Source organism: Embleya sp. NPDC055664 (assembly GCF_053618075.1).
Map to the genome: position 1 here is coordinate 35,838 of NZ_JBSHGZ010000011.1, position 18,630 is coordinate 54,467.

Below are 18,630 nucleotides of genomic sequence, written 5' to 3' on the forward strand. Positions count from 1 at the left end.
CGGGGGTCGCGCGGCGTCGGGGGCGGTGTGGTGGGGGGGGGGCGGGCGCCCCCCCGGCCCCCCCCGCCCCCCCCCCCCCCGGCCCGGGGGCGATCCCGGAGGGATGCCGGAGTGGTCCGGATCGGCGTCACGGACGGCTTCACCGGGTGGCTCCGGCTCCGGGGTCCGGCGCGGCGAGCCCGAAGGCCCGCCTCGTCACATGTTGATCATGTGGCCGGCGAGGCCGTGGATGGCTTCCTTGACGGCTTCGCCGAGGGTCGGGTGGGCGTGGACGTTGCGGGCCACCTCGTGGACGGTGAGGTCCCACTGTTGGGCCAGGGTGAGTTCGGGGAGGAGTTCGGTGACCTCGGGGCCGATCAGGTGGGCGCCCAGGAGTTCGCCGTGGGTGCCGTCGCTGATCACCTTGACGAAGCCGACCGGGTCGCCCAGGCCATGCGCCTTGCCGTTGGCCGTGAACGGGAACTTGGCGACCTGTACGTCGAAGCCCTTCTCCCGCGCCTGCGCCTCCGTCCAGCCGAAGCTGGCGATCTGCGGCTGGCAGTAGGTGGCGCGCGGGATCATCGGGAAGTCGAGTTCCATCGTCTCGGCGCCCGCAATCGTCTCGGCGGCGATCACCGCCATCGACTCGGCCGCGTGCGCGAGCATCAGCTTCGCGGTGACGTCGCCGATCGCGTAGATGTGCGGGACGTTGGTCCGGCCGCGGCCGTCCACGTCGATCGCGCCGCGCTCGGTGAGGGCGACGCCGGTGTTCTCCAGGCCGTATCCGCTCACGCGCGGCGCGAAGCCGATCGCCTGCAGGACCTTGTCCGCCTCCAGCACCTGCTGCTGCCCGTCGCGGGTCACGGTGACCCGGACCTTGGCGTTCGGGTCACCGTCGTCGATCGACTCGACCCGCGTGGAGGTCAGGATCTCGATGCCCAACCGCCGGTAGCGCTTGGCGAGTTCGGTGGAGACCTCGACGTCCTCGAGCGGCACGACCCGGTCGAGGAACTCGACGATGGTCACCTTCACGCCGTAGTTGTGCAGGACGTACGCGAACTCCACGCCGATCGCGCCGGCGCCCGCGATGATGATGCTCTCCGGCAGCCGGTCGGTGAGGATCTGCTCCTCGTAGGTGACCACACGCTCGCTGAGCGAGGTGCCCGGCAGCAGCCGGGTGGTGGCGCCGGCCGCGATGATGCAGTGGTCGAAGGTAACGGTCTGGACGCCGCCCGCGGTGAGCGATACGTCCAGGGTGTGCGTGTCGACGAACGTGCCGAGCCCGTCGAACTCGGTGATGCCGTTCTTCTTCATCAGATAGTGCACGCCGTTGACCCGGCCGTCGGCCACCTTGCGGCTGCGCTTGAACGCGGCCTCGTAGTCGAACGTGACCGAGCCCTCGACACGGATCCCGAAGGTCTTGGCCTCCTGCGTGAAGATGTGCGCCAGCTCCGCGTTGCGCAGCAGCGCCTTGGACGGGATGCAGCCGACGTTCAGGCAGACACCTCCCCAGTACTTCTGCTCGACGACCGCGACGCGCAGTCCGAGCTGCGCGCTGCGAACCGCCGCGGTGTATCCGCCGGGACCGGCACCCAGGACGACGACGTCAAAGTGATTGCTCATGATCCATACGATATGCGGCCGGCGTCGGGCCCGGGACGGCCGGGGCGCCCTCGCGGGCACGTGTTCCGGACGCCCCGGCGGACGCCGCCGCACCCGCCCCGCCACGCCCGCTACGCCTCCCCCGCCGGCGGTCGCACCCGCCGCCCCGTCATGCGCTCGGCGCGGATCCGGATGCACACGTCGCGGCGCCCGGCCGGCCACGGTCCCTCGTCCGCACCCGGCATGTCGGCGGGGTCGTCGTCGGGCTCCGCCGTGCCCCGGATCAGGACGCTCCAGCCGATCCGCGCCGCGTCGACGATGTCGTCCACCTCGAACAGCACCGGGCCCGCGACGCGCGCCAGGGACGAGTCGGCGGCGGTACAGAACACCACGTCGCGGCCGAGCAGCACGTAGTTGACCGGCAGCACGAACGGATCGGGCGCATCCAGCGCGGCCACCCGGCCGACCAGTTGCAGGGCGACCCGGGCCAGACACTCCTCCTCCGTCATCACCACCAACTCCCGCTCCGGGGCCTGCTCCCGACCCTGCGGCGCGGGCGCGATCCGGTGCGTGAAGGCCGCGGACGACGGGGCCAGCAGGTCGTCGACGGTGGTTTCGAGCGCGTCGGCGAGTCGGGACAGGGCCGGCGCCGACGGCGCGGTCGAACCGGACTCGACGGAGTGCACCCACCCGCCGGGCAGCCCCGTACGGCGGGCGATGTCCGGTACGGACAACCCGAGTTCGCGTCGCCGGGCGGCCACCCGCCCGGGCAACGCGTCGGTGGATGGACGGACGGTACCCGCAGTCTCCTCGGTCATCACCCCAGCCCACTCCCCAAGACCCGGTTCGACCGGGCATTGCGCCGATCGGCGGCGCGCCCCCTCCGGAGGCGGGCGAACACCACGCGTCGATCCCTACAGACATCCCGCACCCGCCGCGCTACCGTGCCCGAACCCCGGGTCGAAGCGCGTGGGAACACCGCCGGATCGGGTCGTGATCGGTCGCATCGAGGCAACGATCGGGAGGCACGAATGGGCACATTCGCGGACGGGCGGCCGGCGGCCGAGGTGCTGGCGGAGTTGACCACGCTGCACGCCGGGGACGAGCCCGGGCGCGGGCGGCCCGGGGTGGCCAATACCTTCGACTCCGGTTCGGCCACGGTCGAGGACGTCGCGGTCCGCGCATTCGAACTGTATCTGCACGTCAACGGCCTGTATCCGACCTCCTTCCCGAGCGTGGCCACGCTGGAGCACGAGGTCGTCGCGATCGTCGGCGAGCAGCTGCACGCCCCGCCGGGCGCCGCCGGGAGCTGGACCAGCGGCGGCACCGAGAGCTGCCTGCTCGCGGCGAAGGCGGCCCGGGACGCGCGCCCCGACGTGGCCCGCCCGCGCGTCGTGTTCGCCCGCTCGGCGCACGCGGCCTGGGCCAAGGCTGCCGGATACTTCGGCCTCGACCCCGTCATCGTGGACATCGACCCCGTCACGATGACCGCCGACGTCGCCGCGATCGAGCGGGCGATCGACGACGACACCGTCCTGGTGGTCGCCTCGGCACCCTCCTACGGCCACGGCGTCGTCGACCCCATCCCCGAGATCGCCGCGATCTGCGCTCGGCGCGGCGTGCGCTGCCACGTGGACGCGTGCATCGGCGGCTGGGTACTGCCGTTCGCCGAACAACTCGGACACCCCGTCCCAGCCTGGGACTTCCGCGTCCCCGGCGTGGACTCGATCTCGGTGGATCTGCACAAGTACGGCTACACGCCCAAGGGTTGCTCGATCCTGCTGTACCGCACCGCGTCGCTGCGCCGGACCCAATACTTCGTCGGGTCCGACTGGACCGGCTATCCGGTGGTCAATCCGACCATGCAGAGTTCGAAGTCGGGCGGACTGATCGCCGCAGCGTGGGCGGTACTGCGCCACCTCGGGGCGGACGGATACCGGGAGTTGGTCACCCGCACACTGACCGCCACTCGCGAACTGGTCGACGGCGTGGGGGAGATCCCGGAACTCCGCGTCCTGGGCACTCCCGCCGCCAGTCTGGTCGCGGTGACCACGAACGGCGTCGACTTCTTCGCCTTCCTGGACGAACTGGAGCGCCTGGGTTGGGCCGTGCAGCCCCAGCTGTCGCAGCCGAACGTACCGCCGACGATCCATCTGACCATGACCGCGACCCACGGCCCCCACGTCCCGGATCTGCTCCACGCGCTCCGCACCGCCGCCCGCACCGCAGCCGACCGCGAACCGCTGCCCACCGCCGAGCAGTTGCGTGCGGTCGACCGGCTCACCGCGCTCGCCGCCGCCGACGGCGGGGTGTCGCCCGACGCACTGACCGAACTCATGGCAGAGACCGGCCTGTTGACCGATGGTCGGCTCGCCCCGGTACACGCGCTCCTGGACCACCTGCCGCCCGCTCTGCGCGAGGCCGTGTTACTCGCCTTCTTCGAGGGCCTGAATCCGCCGCTGTAGGCCCGGCCTGCCCGACACCCACCCCAACACCCACCCCGGGGCGCCCGCGCGGTGCCCGGCCGCCACGCCCGGCCGAATCGCCGCCGGCCTGGTCGTCACGGCGATTCGCCATGCTTCGCCACCCGCGCCGCGCCGATTGTGTCCTACCGCCGGAACCTGGGCGCCGACTAGCGTTTCCTCCGGTACGACAGGAGCCGATGCCGTCGATCGGCGGCCTCGGAGCCCGGTCGACGGGCCGCCCCGGAACATCCCCGCCGTCGGCCGCCACGCCCGTGTCCGTGTACCGCCCCTCTCCCCGTCCGGGACGCATCCATGACCCGCCAAGGAGCCACGCCATGTCCGTCAACGCCGCTCTTCTGGACGAGATCGTCGATCAGACCGCCCGACTCATCTCTCTCGACGTGACCCGAATCGATCCCGACGACACCTTCGCCGAACTGGGCGTGGACGCGACCCTCGCGGTCGAGTTCGCGGAGGTGCTCGGCAAGCGGTACGGCATCTCCGTCGCGCCGGCGGCGATCCTGGCGCGGGTCACGCCCAGCGGACTGGCCGAGTTCGTCGACCAAGTGCGCGCGGGCGGCACGGCCTGATCGCCTGCGGCGGGCGACCGGCGATCGCCCGCCGCAGGCGATCACCCACCGCGCTCGGCCCGCGCGGACACGCCGTTGCGCCCGGACAGGAAGGCCCGGAGCACGGCCAGGGACCGTTCCGGCGCCTCCCGGAAGGCCCCGTGACCGGCGTCCGGCAGTACGTGCAGCCGGGTCTCGGCGTTGACCAGACCGGCCGCCAGGCGCCGCGCCGCGCTCGCGGTGGTCACCGGGTCGTGTTCGCCGGCCAGGACCAGCGTCGGGCAGGTGACCGCGTCGAGCCCGATCCACTCCTCGAAGTGGTCGGCGAGGTGGTACCGGAACCGCTCCATGACGTCGTGGTTCCACCGGATCCGGCGCGCGCGGTCCACGGCGTCGGGGTCGCCGTCCGGACGTCGCGAGTACAGCGGTACGCAGTCCTGCTCCCAACCCCGCCGTATCTCGTCGGAACGCTCGCCCTGCCAGTAGCGCCGGGCGATCTCCCGTACCCGCGCGCCACCGAGGCGTTCGAACACGTCGAGTCGCTCGTCGGTACGGCCGGGCAACACGCTGTCCAGTACGAGCCGGCCGACCCGCCCCGGATGCCGAATGGCCGCGGTGAGCGCAACCCGCCCGCCGCTCGCGGTGCCCACCAGGATCGGCGCGGAAATGTCCACGATGTCACAGAACGCAACCACGTCGTCGGCCCAGCGTTCCCACGTCCACAACGCGGGATCGCCCCGCTCGGACCGTCCGCTGCCCCGCTGGTCGAGGTAGACGACCTGGGCGAACCGCGCGGCGGCGTACATCGCGGGCTTGAACCCGGAGTGGTCGGCGCCGGGACCACCGTGCAGCAGCACCAGGGTCGGCCGCTCGACCATGATCGGGCCGTACGGAACGACTTTGGGCCCATCAACATCGAAGTAGAGCCGGATGTCACCTATGGACACACGCATATCAACATCGTGACAGAGCGGACGCACATCGGCCGGATGCCGATGCGCGGGGTCACGACCCACCGGGCATCACGACACCGCCGACTCGTCCCCCCGCTCGCCCCGCGCACCGGCCGCCCGGGCCCCGAGCGCCGCGTCGACCTCGATCAGCCAGTCCAGATTGCCGTTCGGGTCGGGACAGTGTTGGAGCCGGGCCAGGATGCGATGCCAGGTGCCGTCGTTGCCCCACACGGTGTACCGGTGATAGACGGTCCGCCACGGCCCGAACCGCTCCGGCAGTTCCCACCACGCACACCCGCGCTCGTGTTTCCAGGCCACCGCGTCGATCACGGCCCGCCGATCGAGCGACCGGCCGCCCCGTCGCCGCCGCGCCCGTTCCGGCAGCAGAGGCTCCACCAGCGCCCACTGACCATCCGTCAGCCCATCCCAACGACCCACACCCCACCAACGACGCACCCACCCATCCGACACGGCACCGGTGTGGGGATCTCCGACCGGGCGGCGTGTTCGGTGGGGGTGAGCATGGAAGTTGGTTAAAGTTGCTGGGGCAACTTGCGCCATTTTGCCAGCTTTTGCCAACCTCCAGGCTCATGGGCGAAGGATGATGCGATGCACAGGCAGGACATCGGACCGCGAATGTTCGGCGATCGACTCGGCTACAACCGGGCCGTCTCGGTGGACCGCCCCGATCGGTGGCTGGTGTTGGCCGGTCACGAATCCCGCGGGCCCGACGGTGCGATCGTGCATGTACGGGATCTGCGCGGCCAGATCGAGACCACCTTCGACCGAATCGCCGAAACACTGGACAAGGCCGGCTTCACCTTCACGGACGTCGTGCAACTGCGCTACTTCGCGCTCGACGTCGCCGCCGTCACCAGCCACTTCGACGTGATCACCGCCCGCCTGGAACGAGAGAACTGCCGCCCGGCCACGGTCCTGGTCGGCGTCACCGCCCTCTCCGACCCGGACATGCTGATCGAAATCGAGGGCCTGGCCGTCCGGTAGGGCCGGGCCCGGCCCGGGAGCCGAACGACTCCCGGACCGAACCCGACCACCGCCGTTCACCGTCACCCGTACAGGGCGCCCGCCTCCTCGAAGTCCGCGACACCCTCGGCCGCCCGACCCACCGTGGCCAGCAGCAGGGCATGGTCGGTGAGGGCACGGACCAGCAACGGCGTACCGACGTCCGGATCGGCGACGGCGAACGCCCGCGCGTGCTCGACGGCCTTGGCGAAGGCCGGCAACAACCGATCGATCACGTCCGCCCGGGGCATGTACGCGAACGCGGCCCGGACGTTGAGCCGACGTTCGAGCACCAGGCGTTCGGCGGCGCCGGCCCTCGGCGCGTCGAGCGCGCCACGAAGCGCGGTTTCGGCGTGGACGTACCGATCCAGGCGCGTCGGCGACCAGTGGTCGCGAGTCGTGGCGTGCGCGACATCCGCCGGCTCGTCGGCGGCGCCGAAGACAGCCAGGTGGTAGGCGAGTTGGTCGTGGCGCAGGCCGTGCACCGAACCGCGGAACGGGCCACGATCCGGACCCCGAACCAGGCCCTGATCGACACCTCGGCGATACACCTCGACGGCACGCGCGAACACCGCCCTCCCCTCCGCACGCCGTTGCGCGGCGGCCAGCAGGTGGGCGCCGTAGAGCAGGATCGGCACCCGACGGTCGTCCGGCATGGCTTCGACAGCGACGGCAAGGCCGTTGCCGTCGCCATTGCCGTCGCCGAGCAGTGGGGCGTACACCTCCGCCGCCTCGGCAAAGCGGCCGCGCGTGGCGAGGTGGCCCGCGTAGGCGGTGACGTACCAGTGCCGGTCGGCCGCCAACCGGTAGTCCCGCCGCAGCCCCGCCGTGACCGCGACCGCCTCGGCGAACAACGACTCGGCCTCGTCGTCCCGTCCGTCCTCGACCAGTCCGACGGCCAACTCCAGGATCGCCTCGGCCAGGGCCCAGCGGTCGCCCCCTCCGGCGCGGGCGAGCGCGACGAGTTCGCGTCGAACGGCAAGTGCCTCCCGCCGCCGCCCGTAGCGGTACAGCGCCCATTGGCGAGTAGCCTGCATCCCCCGCAACACCGCATCCCGGTCCCGGTGTTCGGTCGAGTCCAACCCTCGGCACAGCTCGATCGCCTCGGTCAGCCGCCCGAGAGTGAGACCCATGTCGGCCCCGTGCCGGGCGAAGACGTGACCGGTCGTGTGCAACGCCACGGCCAACCGTCGCGCGTAGTGCCGCGGCCCGTCGACCTCCCCCAACACCCGATAGATCCCGACCAATCGCTCCGCCGACAACCGCTCGACGTCGAACAGCGCGACTCGCGCACGAGCCACCACATCGGCATTCGCCACATGCACCCCTGTAATTCGTGTCCACCCCGTCGCGCCACTCGACACGACGCCACAACGCACCCCGGAAACGCGCATGCCGCCGAAACCCCCGGACTCCCCCGGCGGCTCGATCGATCCGACATGTACGAACACCCGATGCCGCGCCCGTCCCCGGCGGCTCGTTGTCGCGGAACCGTACAGCGAGCGATGTGCCTTCAGGCTGTACGCAAATTCCCATAAGGTAAGGGCGTATCAACCTCCGGGCCCGGTCCCGAGACTCCGACTCTCGGCTGTCAACCGGTAGCCGGCGGCGTCAGGGCACCTGGCGGAGGTAGAGCGCGCCGCACGTGTGGCAGACGGGGTGGATGGTGCCCCATTCGAGATCCGACCTGGTTTCGGCGTGCGGCCGGAGGGCGCGGCCACACAGGGCATCGGTGCCGGCGTTGCGGATCATGTGCCAGAGCTTGACCGGGGCGGCGGTGTCGTCCCCGGCGGCTCCGGCCGATTCGACGTACTCGGCGCACAGTTCGTAGACCACGAGCATGATCGCACCACCTCTGCTGGGCTCGGTCGGATGAGACATCGCACCCTTTCGTCCACTTTTGCACATAGTGACCCGGCGGACGACCAAGAGCTGTTCATGTTTCCGATGGGGCGTCAAAAAAGGTCTCTGACCTGGGACTTGCATGGCGAGCTGCAACAGAAGCTGCATGAAGGCATGTTCGGGGAAGTGCAGCGACACTCACAACGCACGCTGCGACGACGCATATGGCGGCACTTGCAACGCCGCCCGCATCGGCATCGGCATCGGCATCGGCAACGGCAACGGCAACGGCGGTTCGACGAACGCTGGTTCAAGTGAGGCACAACAGCTCGTACGCCCGATATACCACGAACCAACCGTACTGAGGTAGGAATCGTGGTATCTGGCGCAATCCGTTGCGAATCCTGGTGGGGTACGGGCCAACAGGTCGCGTGCGCCGACGCGACGGGGGGACATCCGGCCCTCCCGGGGCCATCTGGCGACCTGCGGAGGCTGGTCTGATGAGAAAGACGTCCTGGTATCTCGGTGCCGCCGCCACATTGCTGGTGACGGCGAGTGCGGTGACCCGGTTCGCCGTGCTGCCCGCCGTGCACCAGGTGCCCGACGACGCCGACTTCACGATGCACTTCGCCGGCGGCATGACCATGTTGGATCCCCAGGCGTTGCAGGCAGGCAATCTGTCCGGGGCCATCGTGCGCGACCTGCCGGTGAAGGTGGACCGGCACGTGCACGCCGTGCACACTTCCGGTTCGACGATCGTGCTGAGCGACCGGACCGTGGTGTCCGGTCCGCAGAAGCAGACCCTGACCGATGTGGACAACCGCTGGGCGGTGGACCGCAAGACACTGCTGGAGCGGTCCATTCCCAAGGGTGTCCGCGCCAATCCGCACAAGGGTCTGACGGCGGGCTTCCCGTTGGAGCCGAAGAAGAAGAACTATCCGTTCTGGGACTCGCCGACCCGGACCACCGTCCCGGCCACGTACATCCGCACCGAACAACGCGCCGGCCGCGAGACGTACGTGTTCTCGATCCGCACGAGCGGCCCGCTCGCCGACCCGGACACGCTGCGCTCGCTGCCGCCCGCGATGCCCAAGGCGGCCGTGCAGGCCCTGGCCGGTGTCGCGTTCCCGAATCGGCCCGCCGATCTGACCGGCGGGGCCGATCCCACGCCCCTCGCGTACACGTCGACCACCGACCTCACCGGCTGGGTCGACAGCGAAACGGGCACCACGGTGGACCTCGAATCCACCCAGTCGGTCACCGCGACCGCCGTGACCGCGAACGGCACCCCGACCGAGGTCTTCCCGGTGGTGCAGCTCAAGATGACCACCACGCCGGCCTCGCGCGCGGAGTTGGCCGACATCGCCGCCGACGGCGCGCAGGCCCTGTGGCTGCTCGGCGTGGTGGGTCCGCTGGTCGCGCTGCTCCTCGGCCTGGCACTGCTCGGCCTGGCCGGGTACCTCGAATTCCGGGCCCGGCGGGCGCAGCCCGACCCGACCGTCCCGGGGCCGCGCACCGAGGCCGACGCCGCTCCCGAGCCGTCACCGGATCCGGCGACGGTTGGGACCGCGCCCGGAACCGCGACCGGGACCGCAGCCGGAGCCACGGAATCGACCACGAAGGCGGACACCAACACCGCCTCGTCGGTCCCGGCAGCCGGTTCCGATGCCGAAGCGGGGGCCGATGCCGACTCGGATGCCGGAACCAACCACAAAACCAACAACGCCTCGACCACCTGAACCACGCCCCCACGAGCGGCCCGACCCCGGGGAACCCCACCCCGGCGGCCGGGCCGCGGCCCGTCCCATCACCCCTCGGCCAACACCCCCGCCGCCGCGCGGCCCAGTTCCGCCAGCAACGCGGCCGTGGGCGCCGGATCGGGCCCGGCGCCGTGTACCGCCGCGTCGACCAGGCGTACCTGATCGGCCAGCCGCACCGTCCGCACCGCCGCATTGCGCTGCGCGGCCAGGGCCAGGCCCGGCAGCGTGGTGACCCCCAGGCCGGCCGCAACCAGTGCCTGGACGGCGACGTAGTCGTCGGTGGTGAACGCGATGTCGGGGACGAACCCGGCCGCCGCGCACGAGCGGACCAGCTGCGTACGGCAACGTTCGCAGCCGGTGATCCAGCGCCGCTCGGCGTGGTCCGCGACCCGGTCACCGGCCACGGCGAGCGGCGTGACCAAATGAATCGGCTCGACCAACAGCCGGGTGCGGCGCAGCCCGTCGTCGTCCGCCGACACCGTGCCCGGATGCGCGAACAGCACCGCCACGTCCACCTCACCGGCCCGCAACAGCCTTACCGCTTCCGGCGGTTCGGCCTCGATGAGGCGCAGTTCGACCCCCGGGTGGGCGGCATCGAACGCGGCGGCGGCGCGCGGGACGAAGGTGCCGAGCGCGGAGGGGAACGCGGCCAGGCGCACCCGGCCCGCGCGCAGTCCGGTATGGGCGGCCAACTCCGCCTCGGCCGCGTCGAGCCGACCCAGGATCTCCTCGGCCCGCTCGGCCAGCATGCGCCCGGCGTCGGTCAACCGGATCCCGCGCCCCACCCGCTGGATCAGCCGACTGCCGGTCTCCGCCTCCAGGCGCGACAGGTGATGGCTGATCGAGGGCTGCGCGTACCCGAGCGCCCGGGCCGCGTCGGTGACCGACCCATATCGGGCGACGGCGGCGAGCACACGCAATCGGGTGACGTCGAGCATGCGGCCAATATATCGATGCCATCGATGGATGACCCATAAAAATGGCATTGGACCAATGAATCGGCAACACCGGAGGATGACCCCATGACCGCCGACCCGACCGTTCCCCCTCCGGCCCTCACTCCCCGGCCCACGCCCCCACCCCCGCCCACCTTCGCCGACATCCTCACCGCCCGCGATCTCCTCGCCGGCCATCTCCCACCGACCCCGATGTGGTCCTATCCCGCGCTCGACGCGGCCACCGGCGCCGAGGTGTACGTCAAACACGAGAACGTGCAGCCGGTCGGCGCCTTCAAGGTGCGGGGCGGCCTGACCCTGCTCGCCGGCCTGGACCCGGCGGAACGGGCCCGCGGCCTGGTCACCTACTCGACGGGCAATCACGCGCAGTCGATCGCCTACGCGTGTGCCGCCTTCGGCGTGACCGGCACCGTGGTGATGCCCGCCGGCGCGAACCCGGCCAAGGTGCGGGCGGTGCGCGCGCTCGGGGCGAGCGTGGTGCTGCACGGCGCGGACATGGCCGGCGCACAGGGGCGGGCCGAGCAGTACGCGGACGAGACCGGCGCGCTCCTCGTCAGCCCCGGCGACACCCCGTCCCTGGTGGCCGGCGTCGGCACCGCGTACCTGGAGATCTGCACCGCCCGACCCGACCTGGATGCGATCGTGGTCCCGATCGGCAGTGGCACCGGCGCCGCGGCCGCCGTCCTCGTGGCCGCCGAACTCGCCCCGAACTGCCGGGTGATCGGCGTACAGTCCGCCGCCGCGCCGGCCGCGCACGACTCCTGGCGCGCCGGCACGTGCGTCACGCGCACCAACACCACCGTCGTGGACGGACTGGCCACCGGCCGCGGATTCGCCCTGCCACAACGGCTGTTGCGGCAGGGGCTGGCCGACTTCCTGCTGGTCTCCGACGCGGACATCGCGGTCGCCCAGCGGCTGTTCGCCACCCACGCCCACACCCTGGCCGAGGGCGCGGGGGCCGCGGCACTGGCCGCCGTACTGACCCATCCGGCCGAGTTCACCGGGCGTCGGATCGCGGTGATGTGCTCCGGGGGCAATGCGTCGCCCGCCGAGATCGCGGCGCTCGGCGAAGGGCACGCTTGAGCGATCCCGAACGCCCCGACGTATGGCGACGCGATCTCCGGGACCCGCCTGCGGAGTACGCCGGAAGATCGGACGGCTGACGGGGTCCCGGTGCGGTACACCACCCCGGACAGCGACCGGATCGCGGCGCTGCCGCCCCTCCGTAGCCGGTTTCCCCGCTCCGGTGGTGCCGCGGATCAGCCCCGCACCCCACCCGATTCGACCCTCCCCGGTCCCGGTCCCGCGCGTGCCGGCCGGCGGCCCTGTCCATGTACGGGCCGACCCGCCATACTGGGGAGTCATCGGATCTCTGGAAGGGTCATCGGCGTGGCGGTCACAGACGAAGCCATCGACAAGATCAAGGGCATGATCGTCTCCGGGGAGCTTCAGCCGGGCGAGAAGCTGCCCAAGGAGGCCGACCTGGCCGCGAAGCTCGGCCTGTCCCGGAATTCGCTGCGCGAGGCGGTCAAGGCGCTGTCGCTGATCCAGATCCTCGACGTGCGCCAGGGTGACGGCACCTACGTGACGAGCCTGGAGCCCAATCTGCTCCTCGGCGCGATCTCCTTCGTGGTCGACTTCCACCACGACAAGAGCGTGCTCGACTTCCTCCAGGTACGGCGGATCCTGGAGCCGGCGGCGACCGCGCTGGCCGCCGAGCGGATCGACGCGGAGGGCATCGCCAAGCTGCGGGCGCTCGCGGACGCGCCGAGCCCGGACGCGGGACACGAGGCGCTGATCGAGCAGGATCTGCGCTTCCATCACGAAATCGCCGTGTTCAGCGGCAACCAGGTGTTGTGCTCGCTCCTCGAGACGTTGTCGAGCCCGACCACACGTGCCCGGATCTGGCGCGGGCTGACCGAGGACGACTCGTGGCTGCGCACGATCCGCGAGCACCACTCGATCGTGGACGCCCTGGAGAACCACGACGCGGCGGCGGCGCACGCGTGGTCGACGGTGCACACGAGCGGGGTCGAGCAGTGGCTGCGGCGGATGGCCTGAGTTCCGAAGGCGCGGACAGCCTGCGGGACGGGCGGCCGGCGGCGCGGGCGGCCGGCGAGGCGGCAGGACGAGGGGCCCGGGTCCGGGGTGTGTCGGATGCGCCGGATGCGCCGGGGCCGCGTCGAGCCGTATCCGGCCGGGCGTCGACCCGGCGTCGGTGCGGGAGGCGGCGGGTCATTCGGAGCGATCGGCGCCTTTGCCCTCCCGGCGAGCATCATTGACCCGATGTATCAGACCTCTTCAAGGAAAATTGCACCGGAAACCCGGCATTTCTCGGCTAGCCCTCCGATGAATCGTAGACGAGCGACCGGAAACGGGGTATACATCGGATGTCTGATCGTCCTTCACCCCGCTCGGACGCATTCCCGTTCCCGTGTTCGGCGATCGGGTCGCACGGTCGAGAACCGAGGAGTCGCACGTGATCCCGCACCACTCCGATGATCCGCCCCGGCGGGTCGCCGGCGCCGTCCCCCGCGTCACCGAACTCGTCACCGCGGACATCCGCTTTCCCACCTCGCGGGAACTGGACGGCTCCGATGCGATGAACCCCGACCCGGACTACTCGGCCGCGTACGTGATCCTGCGCACCGACGCGGGCGACGGGCACGAGGGCCACGGGTTCGCGTTCACCATCGGGCGTGGCAACGATGTGCAGGTCGCCGCGATCGAGACGCTGCGCCCCTATGTGGTCGGCCGGCCGCTCGATGAACTCCTCGACGATCTGGGCGAGTTCTCGCGCAGCCTGATCGGCGACAGCCAGCTGCGTTGGCTCGGGCCGGAGAAGGGCGTCATGCACATGGCCATCTCGGCCGTGGTCAACGCCGCCTGGGATCTCAAGGCCAAGCGCGCCGGGCAACCGCTGTGGCAGCTGCTGGCCGAGATGAGCCCGGAACGGATCGTCGATCTGGTCGACTTCCGCTACCTGGGCGACGCGCTCACGCGCGAGGAGGCGCTGGAGATCCTGCACCGTGCCGTGCCCGGTCGGGCCGCGCGGGTCGAGACGTTGCGGGCGCAGGGCTATCCCGCCTACACCACGTCGCCCGGCTGGCTGGGCTACGACGATGCCAAACTCGCCCGGCTGTGCCGCGAGGCGGTGGCCGACGGCTTCGGTCAGATCAAGCTGAAGGTCGGCGCGGACGTCGAGGACGACGTCCGTCGGTTGCGGATCGCCCGGGCGACGGTGGGGCCGGACATCCGCATCGCGGTGGACGCCAACCAGCGCTGGGAGGTGGCGGAGGCGATCTCGTGGATGAGCCGGCTCGCCGAGTTCGACCCGCACTGGATCGAGGAACCCACCAGTCCCGACGAAGTCCTCGGCCACGCCGCGATCCGCGCCGCGATCGCGCCGGTCAAGGTCGCCACCGGCGAACACGTACAGAACCGGATCGTGTTCAAGCAGTTGCTCCAGGCCGGGGCGATCGACTTCCTGCAGCTCGACGCGTGTCGGGTCGGCGGGGTCAACGAGAACATCGCCATCCTGCTGCTGGCCGCCAAGTTCGGCGTGCCGGTCTGCCCGCACGCGGGCGGGGTGGGGCTGTGTGAACTGGTCCGGCATCTCTCGATGTTCGACTACGTCGCGGTCAGCGGCACGCTCCAGGACCGGGTCATCGAGTACGTCGACCACCTGCACGAGCACTTCGTCGACCCGGTGGTGATCGAGCGCGGGGCCTACCGCGCGCCCACCGCGCCCGGCTTCTCCGCGACGATGCACCCCGCGTCGATCGACACCTACCGCTACCCGGACGGCCTGTTCTGGATCGCCGACCGGGCGGCCGAACTCGCCGAAACCCATGTCGGAGCCGCCTCGTGAGCACCCATCAGGAATTCGCCGGCCTGCGGGCCCTGGTCACGGGCGGCGCGTCCGGCATCGGGCTGGCCACCGCGCGCCTGCTTGCCGCGCGCGGGGCGGCCGTCGCCGTCCTGGATCGCGACCTCACCGGCCTGCCGGACGAACTCACGGGCCACACCGCCGACGTCACCGACGACGCGTCGGTGGTCCGCGCCGTCGAGGCGGTCGGCGTGGCGCTCGGTGGGCTGGACATCCTGGTCAACAACGCCGGGATCGGCGCCGCGGGGACCGTCGCGGACAACGACGACGCGGAGTGGCACCGGGTCCTGGACGTCAACGTGCTCGGCCTGGTTCGGGTCACGCGCGCGTGCCTGCCGTACCTGCGGGCTTCCGCGCATGCGGCCATCGTCAACACGTGCTCGATCGCGGCGACGGCGGGGTTGCCGCAGCGGGCGCTGTACTCGGCGTCCAAGGGCGCGGTACAGGCGCTGACGCTGGCGATGGCGGCCGACCACGTGCGGGAGGGGATTCGGGTCAACTGCGTCAATCCCGGTACGGCCGACACGCCGTGGGTGGGGCGGTTGTTGTCCGCCGCGGCCGACCCCGACGGGGAGCGGGCTGCGCTCAACGCCCGGCAGCCGCTGGGGCGGTTGGTCAGTGCGGAGGAGGTCGCCTACGCGATCTGCACGTTGGCCAGCCCACTCGCTTCCGCGACCACCGGGGCGGCGGTGGCGGTGGATGGCGGTATGCAAGGTTTGCGGTTGCGGCCGTCGTGAAATCGGCCTGTGGTCGGGGGTTGTCCTCAAACGTCGGACGGGCTGATTGATTGGCTCGCTCTCGGAGCTGGGCGAGGCGCCCGGCACCGGCCTGCGGCCGGCCTTGTCCTCAAACGCCGGACGGGCTGAAGTCATTGGCTCGCCCTTGGCGCAAAGCGAGGCGCCCGGCACGGGCCTGCGGCCGCGTTTGTCCTCAAACGCCGGACAGGCTGAGATGGTTGGCTCGCTCTCGGAGCTGGGCGAGGCGCCCGGCACCGGCCCGCGGACTGGGCTTCGGCCGGCGCGGGTCTGCGGGGCGGTTTGGGCTCGGACGTCAGGCGGGCTGGAATGGTTGGCTCGCCCCTGGAGCCAGGCGAGGCGCCCGGCGCAGGTGTGCGGGGCGGTTTGGGCTTGGGCGTCGGGGTGCGTGGGTGGGTTGGGTTATTGGGAGCGGCCTTTGGAGTGGGAGGTGATGGTTGTGAAGTGGCGTGTGGTTGGTGGGACCGATGTGTTGGTGAGTGAAGTGGGGCTCGGGGCTGCGCCGTTGGGGAATCTTGGCGCGCCGATCGACGATGAGACGGCCGGTGCGGTCGTGGATGCCGCCTGGCAGGCCGGGGTTCGGTACTTCGATACCGCGCCGCATTACGGCGTCGGGTTGTCCGAGTCCCGACTCGGGGACGCGTTGCGTGGCCGGCCGCGTGGTGAGTTCACCGTTTCGACCAAGGTTGGTCGGCTCCTCGTGGACGATCCCGACGCGCCCACCTCCGGGGAGGGGTTCGTCGACACGCCCACGCGGCGTCGAGTACGCGACTACTCGGCGGACGGCGTACGGCGCAGTCTCGAAACGAGCCTGGACCGGCTCGGGCTGGATCGGATCGACATCGTGCTGATCCACGATCCGGACGAGCACTGGGCCGAGGCCGTCGGCGCCGCGTATCCCGCCCTCGCCGAACTGCGCGCCCAAGGCGTGATCGGCGCGATCGGCGTCGGCATGAACCAGAGCGCGATGCCCGCCAGGTTCGTGGCCGAGACCGACCTCGACTGCGTCATGCTCGCCGGCCGCTACACCCTCCTCGACCGCACCGGCGCCGACCTGCTCGACCTGTGCGCCCGCCGAGGCGTCTCCGTCCTGGGCGCCGGCGTCTACAACAGCGGCCTCCTCGCCAACCCGCGCCCGGGCGCCACCTACGACTACGCGCCCGCCGACGCCGAGCTGCTGACGCGGGCGTTGCGGCTGCGCGACCTCTGCGAGGCGTACGACGTACCGCTGCGCGCCGCGGCCCTGCGCTTCGTCGCGGCACACCCGGCGGTGGCCACCATCGTGGTCGGTGCCCGGAGCGCGGCCCAGATCACGGACACCGTCGCCCTCGCCGCCGAACGCATCCCCGACGAGCTGTGGGAGGAACTGGCCATCCTGTGAGAGATGTCGGTGACGACGTACGTACGCACCGGATCGTCCACCCGGGGCATGATCAAACACGTCTGACGCCGGTCGTCGCAGGCGAAATGCCAGGGCGGTTTTCCGCCGGCTCCGCGGAGGGGGGTCGGCCAGGCTTGGGGACATGAACGAGATCCAAGGAAAAATCGCGTTGGTCACCGGTGGCAGCCGAGGCATCGGAGCCGCGTCGGTGCGGGCGCTGGCCGCACACGGGGCCGACGTGGCGTTCACCTACCGGTCCGACGTCGACGCGGCGGCCGGTGTGGTGGAGCAGGTGAAGGCGCTGGGACGGCGGGCGTTGGCGATCCGCGCCGACGGCGTGGACACGGACGCGGTGGTCGCGGCCGTGGACGAGACGGCCGCCACGTTCGGCCGGTTGGACATCCTGCTGAACAACGCGGCGGTGTTCCGGCTCGGCCCGATCGAGGAGTTGGGCGCGGCCGAGCTGAACGAGACGCTCGCGGCCAACGTGAGTGCCCCGTACCTGGCTTCGCGTGCGGCGGCCGGACACATGGTCGACGGCGGCCGGATCATCACCATCGGCAGCAACGTCGCCGGGCGCACCCCCTTCCCGGGCTTCACCCTGTACACGCTGAGCAAGGCCGCGGTGGTCGGCATGACCAAGGGCCTGGCCCGGGACCTGGGTCCGCGCGGGATCACGGTCAATGTGATCCAGCCCGGCCCGACCGACACCGACCTCAACCCCGCCGACGGCCCGAACGCCGAGGGCGTGCGCGGCCACACCGCGCTCGGGCGCTTCGCGTCCACGGACGAGATAGCCCGCACCGTCGTGTACCTGGCCGGTCCGGGCGGCGACTACGTCACCGGCACCGCGATCGAAGTGGACGGGGGGTTCAACATCTGAGCGATGCCTCGTGACAGCCGGCCCGGGCCGCACCCGGGCCGGCGTCGGTGAGTGCGTCCCGGAAGTGCGGGCAGTGGGTCAGGTCGTCGTGGGTGCAGGACAGGGCGCACGTGACCAGATCCAACGCGGTGCGGGTGCGGGCGAGTTCCGCTGCCAAGGCGGCCTGCCGCCGGCGCAGGGTGGCTCGACGGGCGTGCGGGTCGGCGTCGGCGAGCAGGGCCGCGATGTCGTCCAGGGGCAGGCCGTTCGGCGGCTACCGCGCGGACAAGGTCCTGCACGAATCGGCCGACCCGGAGGCGGTGGTGGCCGAAGCCCGGCGGGTATTGCGACCGGGCGGGCGGATCGTACTGACCGGGCAGGACTGGGACACCATCCTCGTCGACCGGTGCCGCGCCCGGATCGCCGACCAACACGAACGCGCGGAAGCGGACCGCTCGTTCGTGACCGTCCCGATGTTCGTCGCGGCCGGCACCCGTCCCTGAACCCTCGCGAACCCGGGTCGGTCGTATCCGCCGTTTGCCCATCCCCGACGAACCGGCGAGGATCACAGCGGTATTCGTTCGTATCCCTCGT

19 protein-coding genes are annotated in these 18,630 nt (G+C 71.3%); 11 read left to right on the forward strand and 8 right to left on the reverse strand.

What is annotated here, in order from left to right; all coding sequences use genetic code 11:
* Positions 1-195: 195 nt before the first annotated feature.
* Both lpdA and ACWGR4_RS20095 read right to left on the reverse strand, forming a co-directional pair.
* Complete coding sequence (gene lpdA / locus ACWGR4_RS20090; RefSeq protein ID WP_380014741.1) at positions 196-1,602, reverse strand: dihydrolipoyl dehydrogenase; 1,407 nt, start codon at positions 1,600-1,602, stop codon at positions 196-198.
* 110 nt (positions 1,603-1,712) lie between these two features.
* On the reverse strand, positions 1,713-2,399 hold the full coding sequence (locus ACWGR4_RS20095) for a helix-turn-helix domain-containing protein (RefSeq protein WP_452134063.1): 687 nt from the start codon (positions 2,397-2,399) through the stop codon (positions 1,713-1,715).
* 213 nt (positions 2,400-2,612) lie between these two features.
* Between ACWGR4_RS20095 and ACWGR4_RS20100 the strand changes: the two genes are divergently transcribed.
* On the forward strand, positions 2,613-4,046 hold the full coding sequence (locus tag ACWGR4_RS20100) for an aminotransferase class V-fold PLP-dependent enzyme (protein ID WP_452134062.1): 1,434 nt from the start codon (positions 2,613-2,615) through the stop codon (positions 4,044-4,046).
* A 335-nt stretch (positions 4,047-4,381) separates the two neighbouring features.
* On the forward strand, positions 4,382-4,636 hold the full coding sequence (locus ACWGR4_RS20105; RefSeq protein WP_380014732.1) for an acyl carrier protein: 255 nt from the start codon (positions 4,382-4,384) through the stop codon (positions 4,634-4,636).
* A gap of 41 nt (positions 4,637-4,677) precedes the next feature.
* On the opposite strand, the gene ACWGR4_RS20110 is transcribed toward ACWGR4_RS20105, so the two are convergent.
* Positions 4,678-5,568 (reverse strand): alpha/beta fold hydrolase, encoded by an 891-nt coding sequence (locus ACWGR4_RS20110; protein WP_452132641.1) that lies wholly within the window; start codon positions 5,566-5,568, stop codon positions 4,678-4,680.
* Between the two features lie 69 nt (positions 5,569-5,637).
* A complete protein-coding gene (locus ACWGR4_RS20115; protein ID WP_452132640.1) occupies positions 5,638-6,006 on the reverse strand; it encodes a transposase in 369 nt (122 codons plus the stop codon).
* A 171-nt stretch (positions 6,007-6,177) separates the two neighbouring features.
* Here ACWGR4_RS20115 and ACWGR4_RS20120 point away from each other — a divergent pair, with 171 nt between their 5' ends.
* A complete protein-coding gene (locus ACWGR4_RS20120; RefSeq protein ID WP_452132639.1) occupies positions 6,178-6,573 on the forward strand; it encodes a Rid family hydrolase in 396 nt (131 codons plus the stop codon).
* 62 nt (positions 6,574-6,635) lie between these two features.
* Here ACWGR4_RS20120 and ACWGR4_RS20125 read toward each other — a convergent pair whose 3' ends face one another.
* Together ACWGR4_RS20125 and ACWGR4_RS20130 are read right to left on the reverse strand one after the other, a co-directional pair.
* A complete protein-coding gene (locus ACWGR4_RS20125; RefSeq protein WP_452132638.1) occupies positions 6,636-7,910 on the reverse strand; it encodes a hypothetical protein in 1,275 nt (424 codons plus the stop codon).
* A gap of 292 nt (positions 7,911-8,202) precedes the next feature.
* Positions 8,203-8,433: a hypothetical protein gene (locus ACWGR4_RS20130; protein WP_380014717.1), complete on the reverse strand. Its 231-nt coding sequence runs from the start codon at positions 8,431-8,433 to the stop codon at positions 8,203-8,205.
* Positions 8,434-8,933: 500 nt separating this feature from the next.
* On the opposite strand from ACWGR4_RS20130, the gene ACWGR4_RS20135 reads away from it, so the two are divergent.
* Entirely contained in the window at positions 8,934-10,172 is a 1,239-nt protein-coding gene (locus tag ACWGR4_RS20135; protein ID WP_452132637.1) for a porin PorA family protein, read from the forward strand.
* Positions 10,173-10,240: 68 nt separating this feature from the next.
* On the opposite strand, the gene ACWGR4_RS20140 is transcribed toward ACWGR4_RS20135, so the two are convergent.
* Complete coding sequence (locus ACWGR4_RS20140) at positions 10,241-11,131, reverse strand: LysR family transcriptional regulator (protein ID WP_452132636.1); 891 nt, start codon at positions 11,129-11,131, stop codon at positions 10,241-10,243.
* A gap of 84 nt (positions 11,132-11,215) precedes the next feature.
* Between ACWGR4_RS20140 and ACWGR4_RS20145 the strand changes: the two genes are divergently transcribed.
* The 6 genes from ACWGR4_RS20145 to ACWGR4_RS20170 all read left to right on the forward strand — a co-directional run bounded on the left by ACWGR4_RS20145 (position 11,216) and on the right by ACWGR4_RS20170 (position 18,057).
* Positions 11,216-12,232, forward strand: a complete 1,017-nt coding sequence (locus ACWGR4_RS20145) for a threonine ammonia-lyase (protein WP_452132635.1) — start codon at positions 11,216-11,218, stop codon at positions 12,230-12,232.
* 306 nt (positions 12,233-12,538) lie between these two features.
* Positions 12,539-13,210 carry a FadR/GntR family transcriptional regulator gene (locus ACWGR4_RS20150; RefSeq protein ID WP_078979967.1) on the forward strand — a complete coding sequence of 224 codons (672 nt, stop codon included), beginning with the start codon at positions 12,539-12,541 and terminating at the stop codon, positions 13,208-13,210.
* 418 nt (positions 13,211-13,628) lie between these two features.
* Positions 13,629-15,020, forward strand: a complete 1,392-nt coding sequence (locus tag ACWGR4_RS20155) for an L-fuconate dehydratase (protein WP_452132634.1) — start codon at positions 13,629-13,631, stop codon at positions 15,018-15,020.
* Positions 15,017-15,775: an SDR family NAD(P)-dependent oxidoreductase gene (locus ACWGR4_RS20160; RefSeq protein ID WP_380015586.1), complete on the forward strand. Its 759-nt coding sequence runs from the start codon at positions 15,017-15,019 to the stop codon at positions 15,773-15,775. The genes ACWGR4_RS20155 and ACWGR4_RS20160 overlap by 4 nt, the downstream gene beginning before the upstream one ends.
* A gap of 457 nt (positions 15,776-16,232) precedes the next feature.
* A complete protein-coding gene (locus ACWGR4_RS20165) occupies positions 16,233-17,174 on the forward strand; it encodes an aldo/keto reductase (protein ID WP_452132633.1) in 942 nt (313 codons plus the stop codon).
* 142 nt (positions 17,175-17,316) lie between these two features.
* Positions 17,317-18,057, forward strand: a complete 741-nt coding sequence (locus ACWGR4_RS20170; RefSeq protein ID WP_380015580.1) for an SDR family NAD(P)-dependent oxidoreductase — start codon at positions 17,317-17,319, stop codon at positions 18,055-18,057.
* Here ACWGR4_RS20170 and ACWGR4_RS20175 read toward each other — a convergent pair.
* Positions 18,047-18,214: a hypothetical protein gene (locus ACWGR4_RS20175; RefSeq protein WP_452132642.1), complete on the reverse strand. Its 168-nt coding sequence runs from the start codon at positions 18,212-18,214 to the stop codon at positions 18,047-18,049. The two genes, ACWGR4_RS20170 and ACWGR4_RS20175, sit on opposite strands and share 11 nt — an antisense overlap.
* A gap of 22 nt (positions 18,215-18,236) precedes the next feature.
* Here ACWGR4_RS20175 and ACWGR4_RS20180 point away from each other — a divergent pair, with 22 nt between their 5' ends.
* Positions 18,237-18,539: a methyltransferase domain-containing protein gene (locus ACWGR4_RS20180; protein ID WP_452134226.1), complete on the forward strand. Its 303-nt coding sequence runs from the start codon at positions 18,237-18,239 to the stop codon at positions 18,537-18,539.
* The last annotated feature ends 91 nt before the right edge of the window (positions 18,540-18,630 follow it).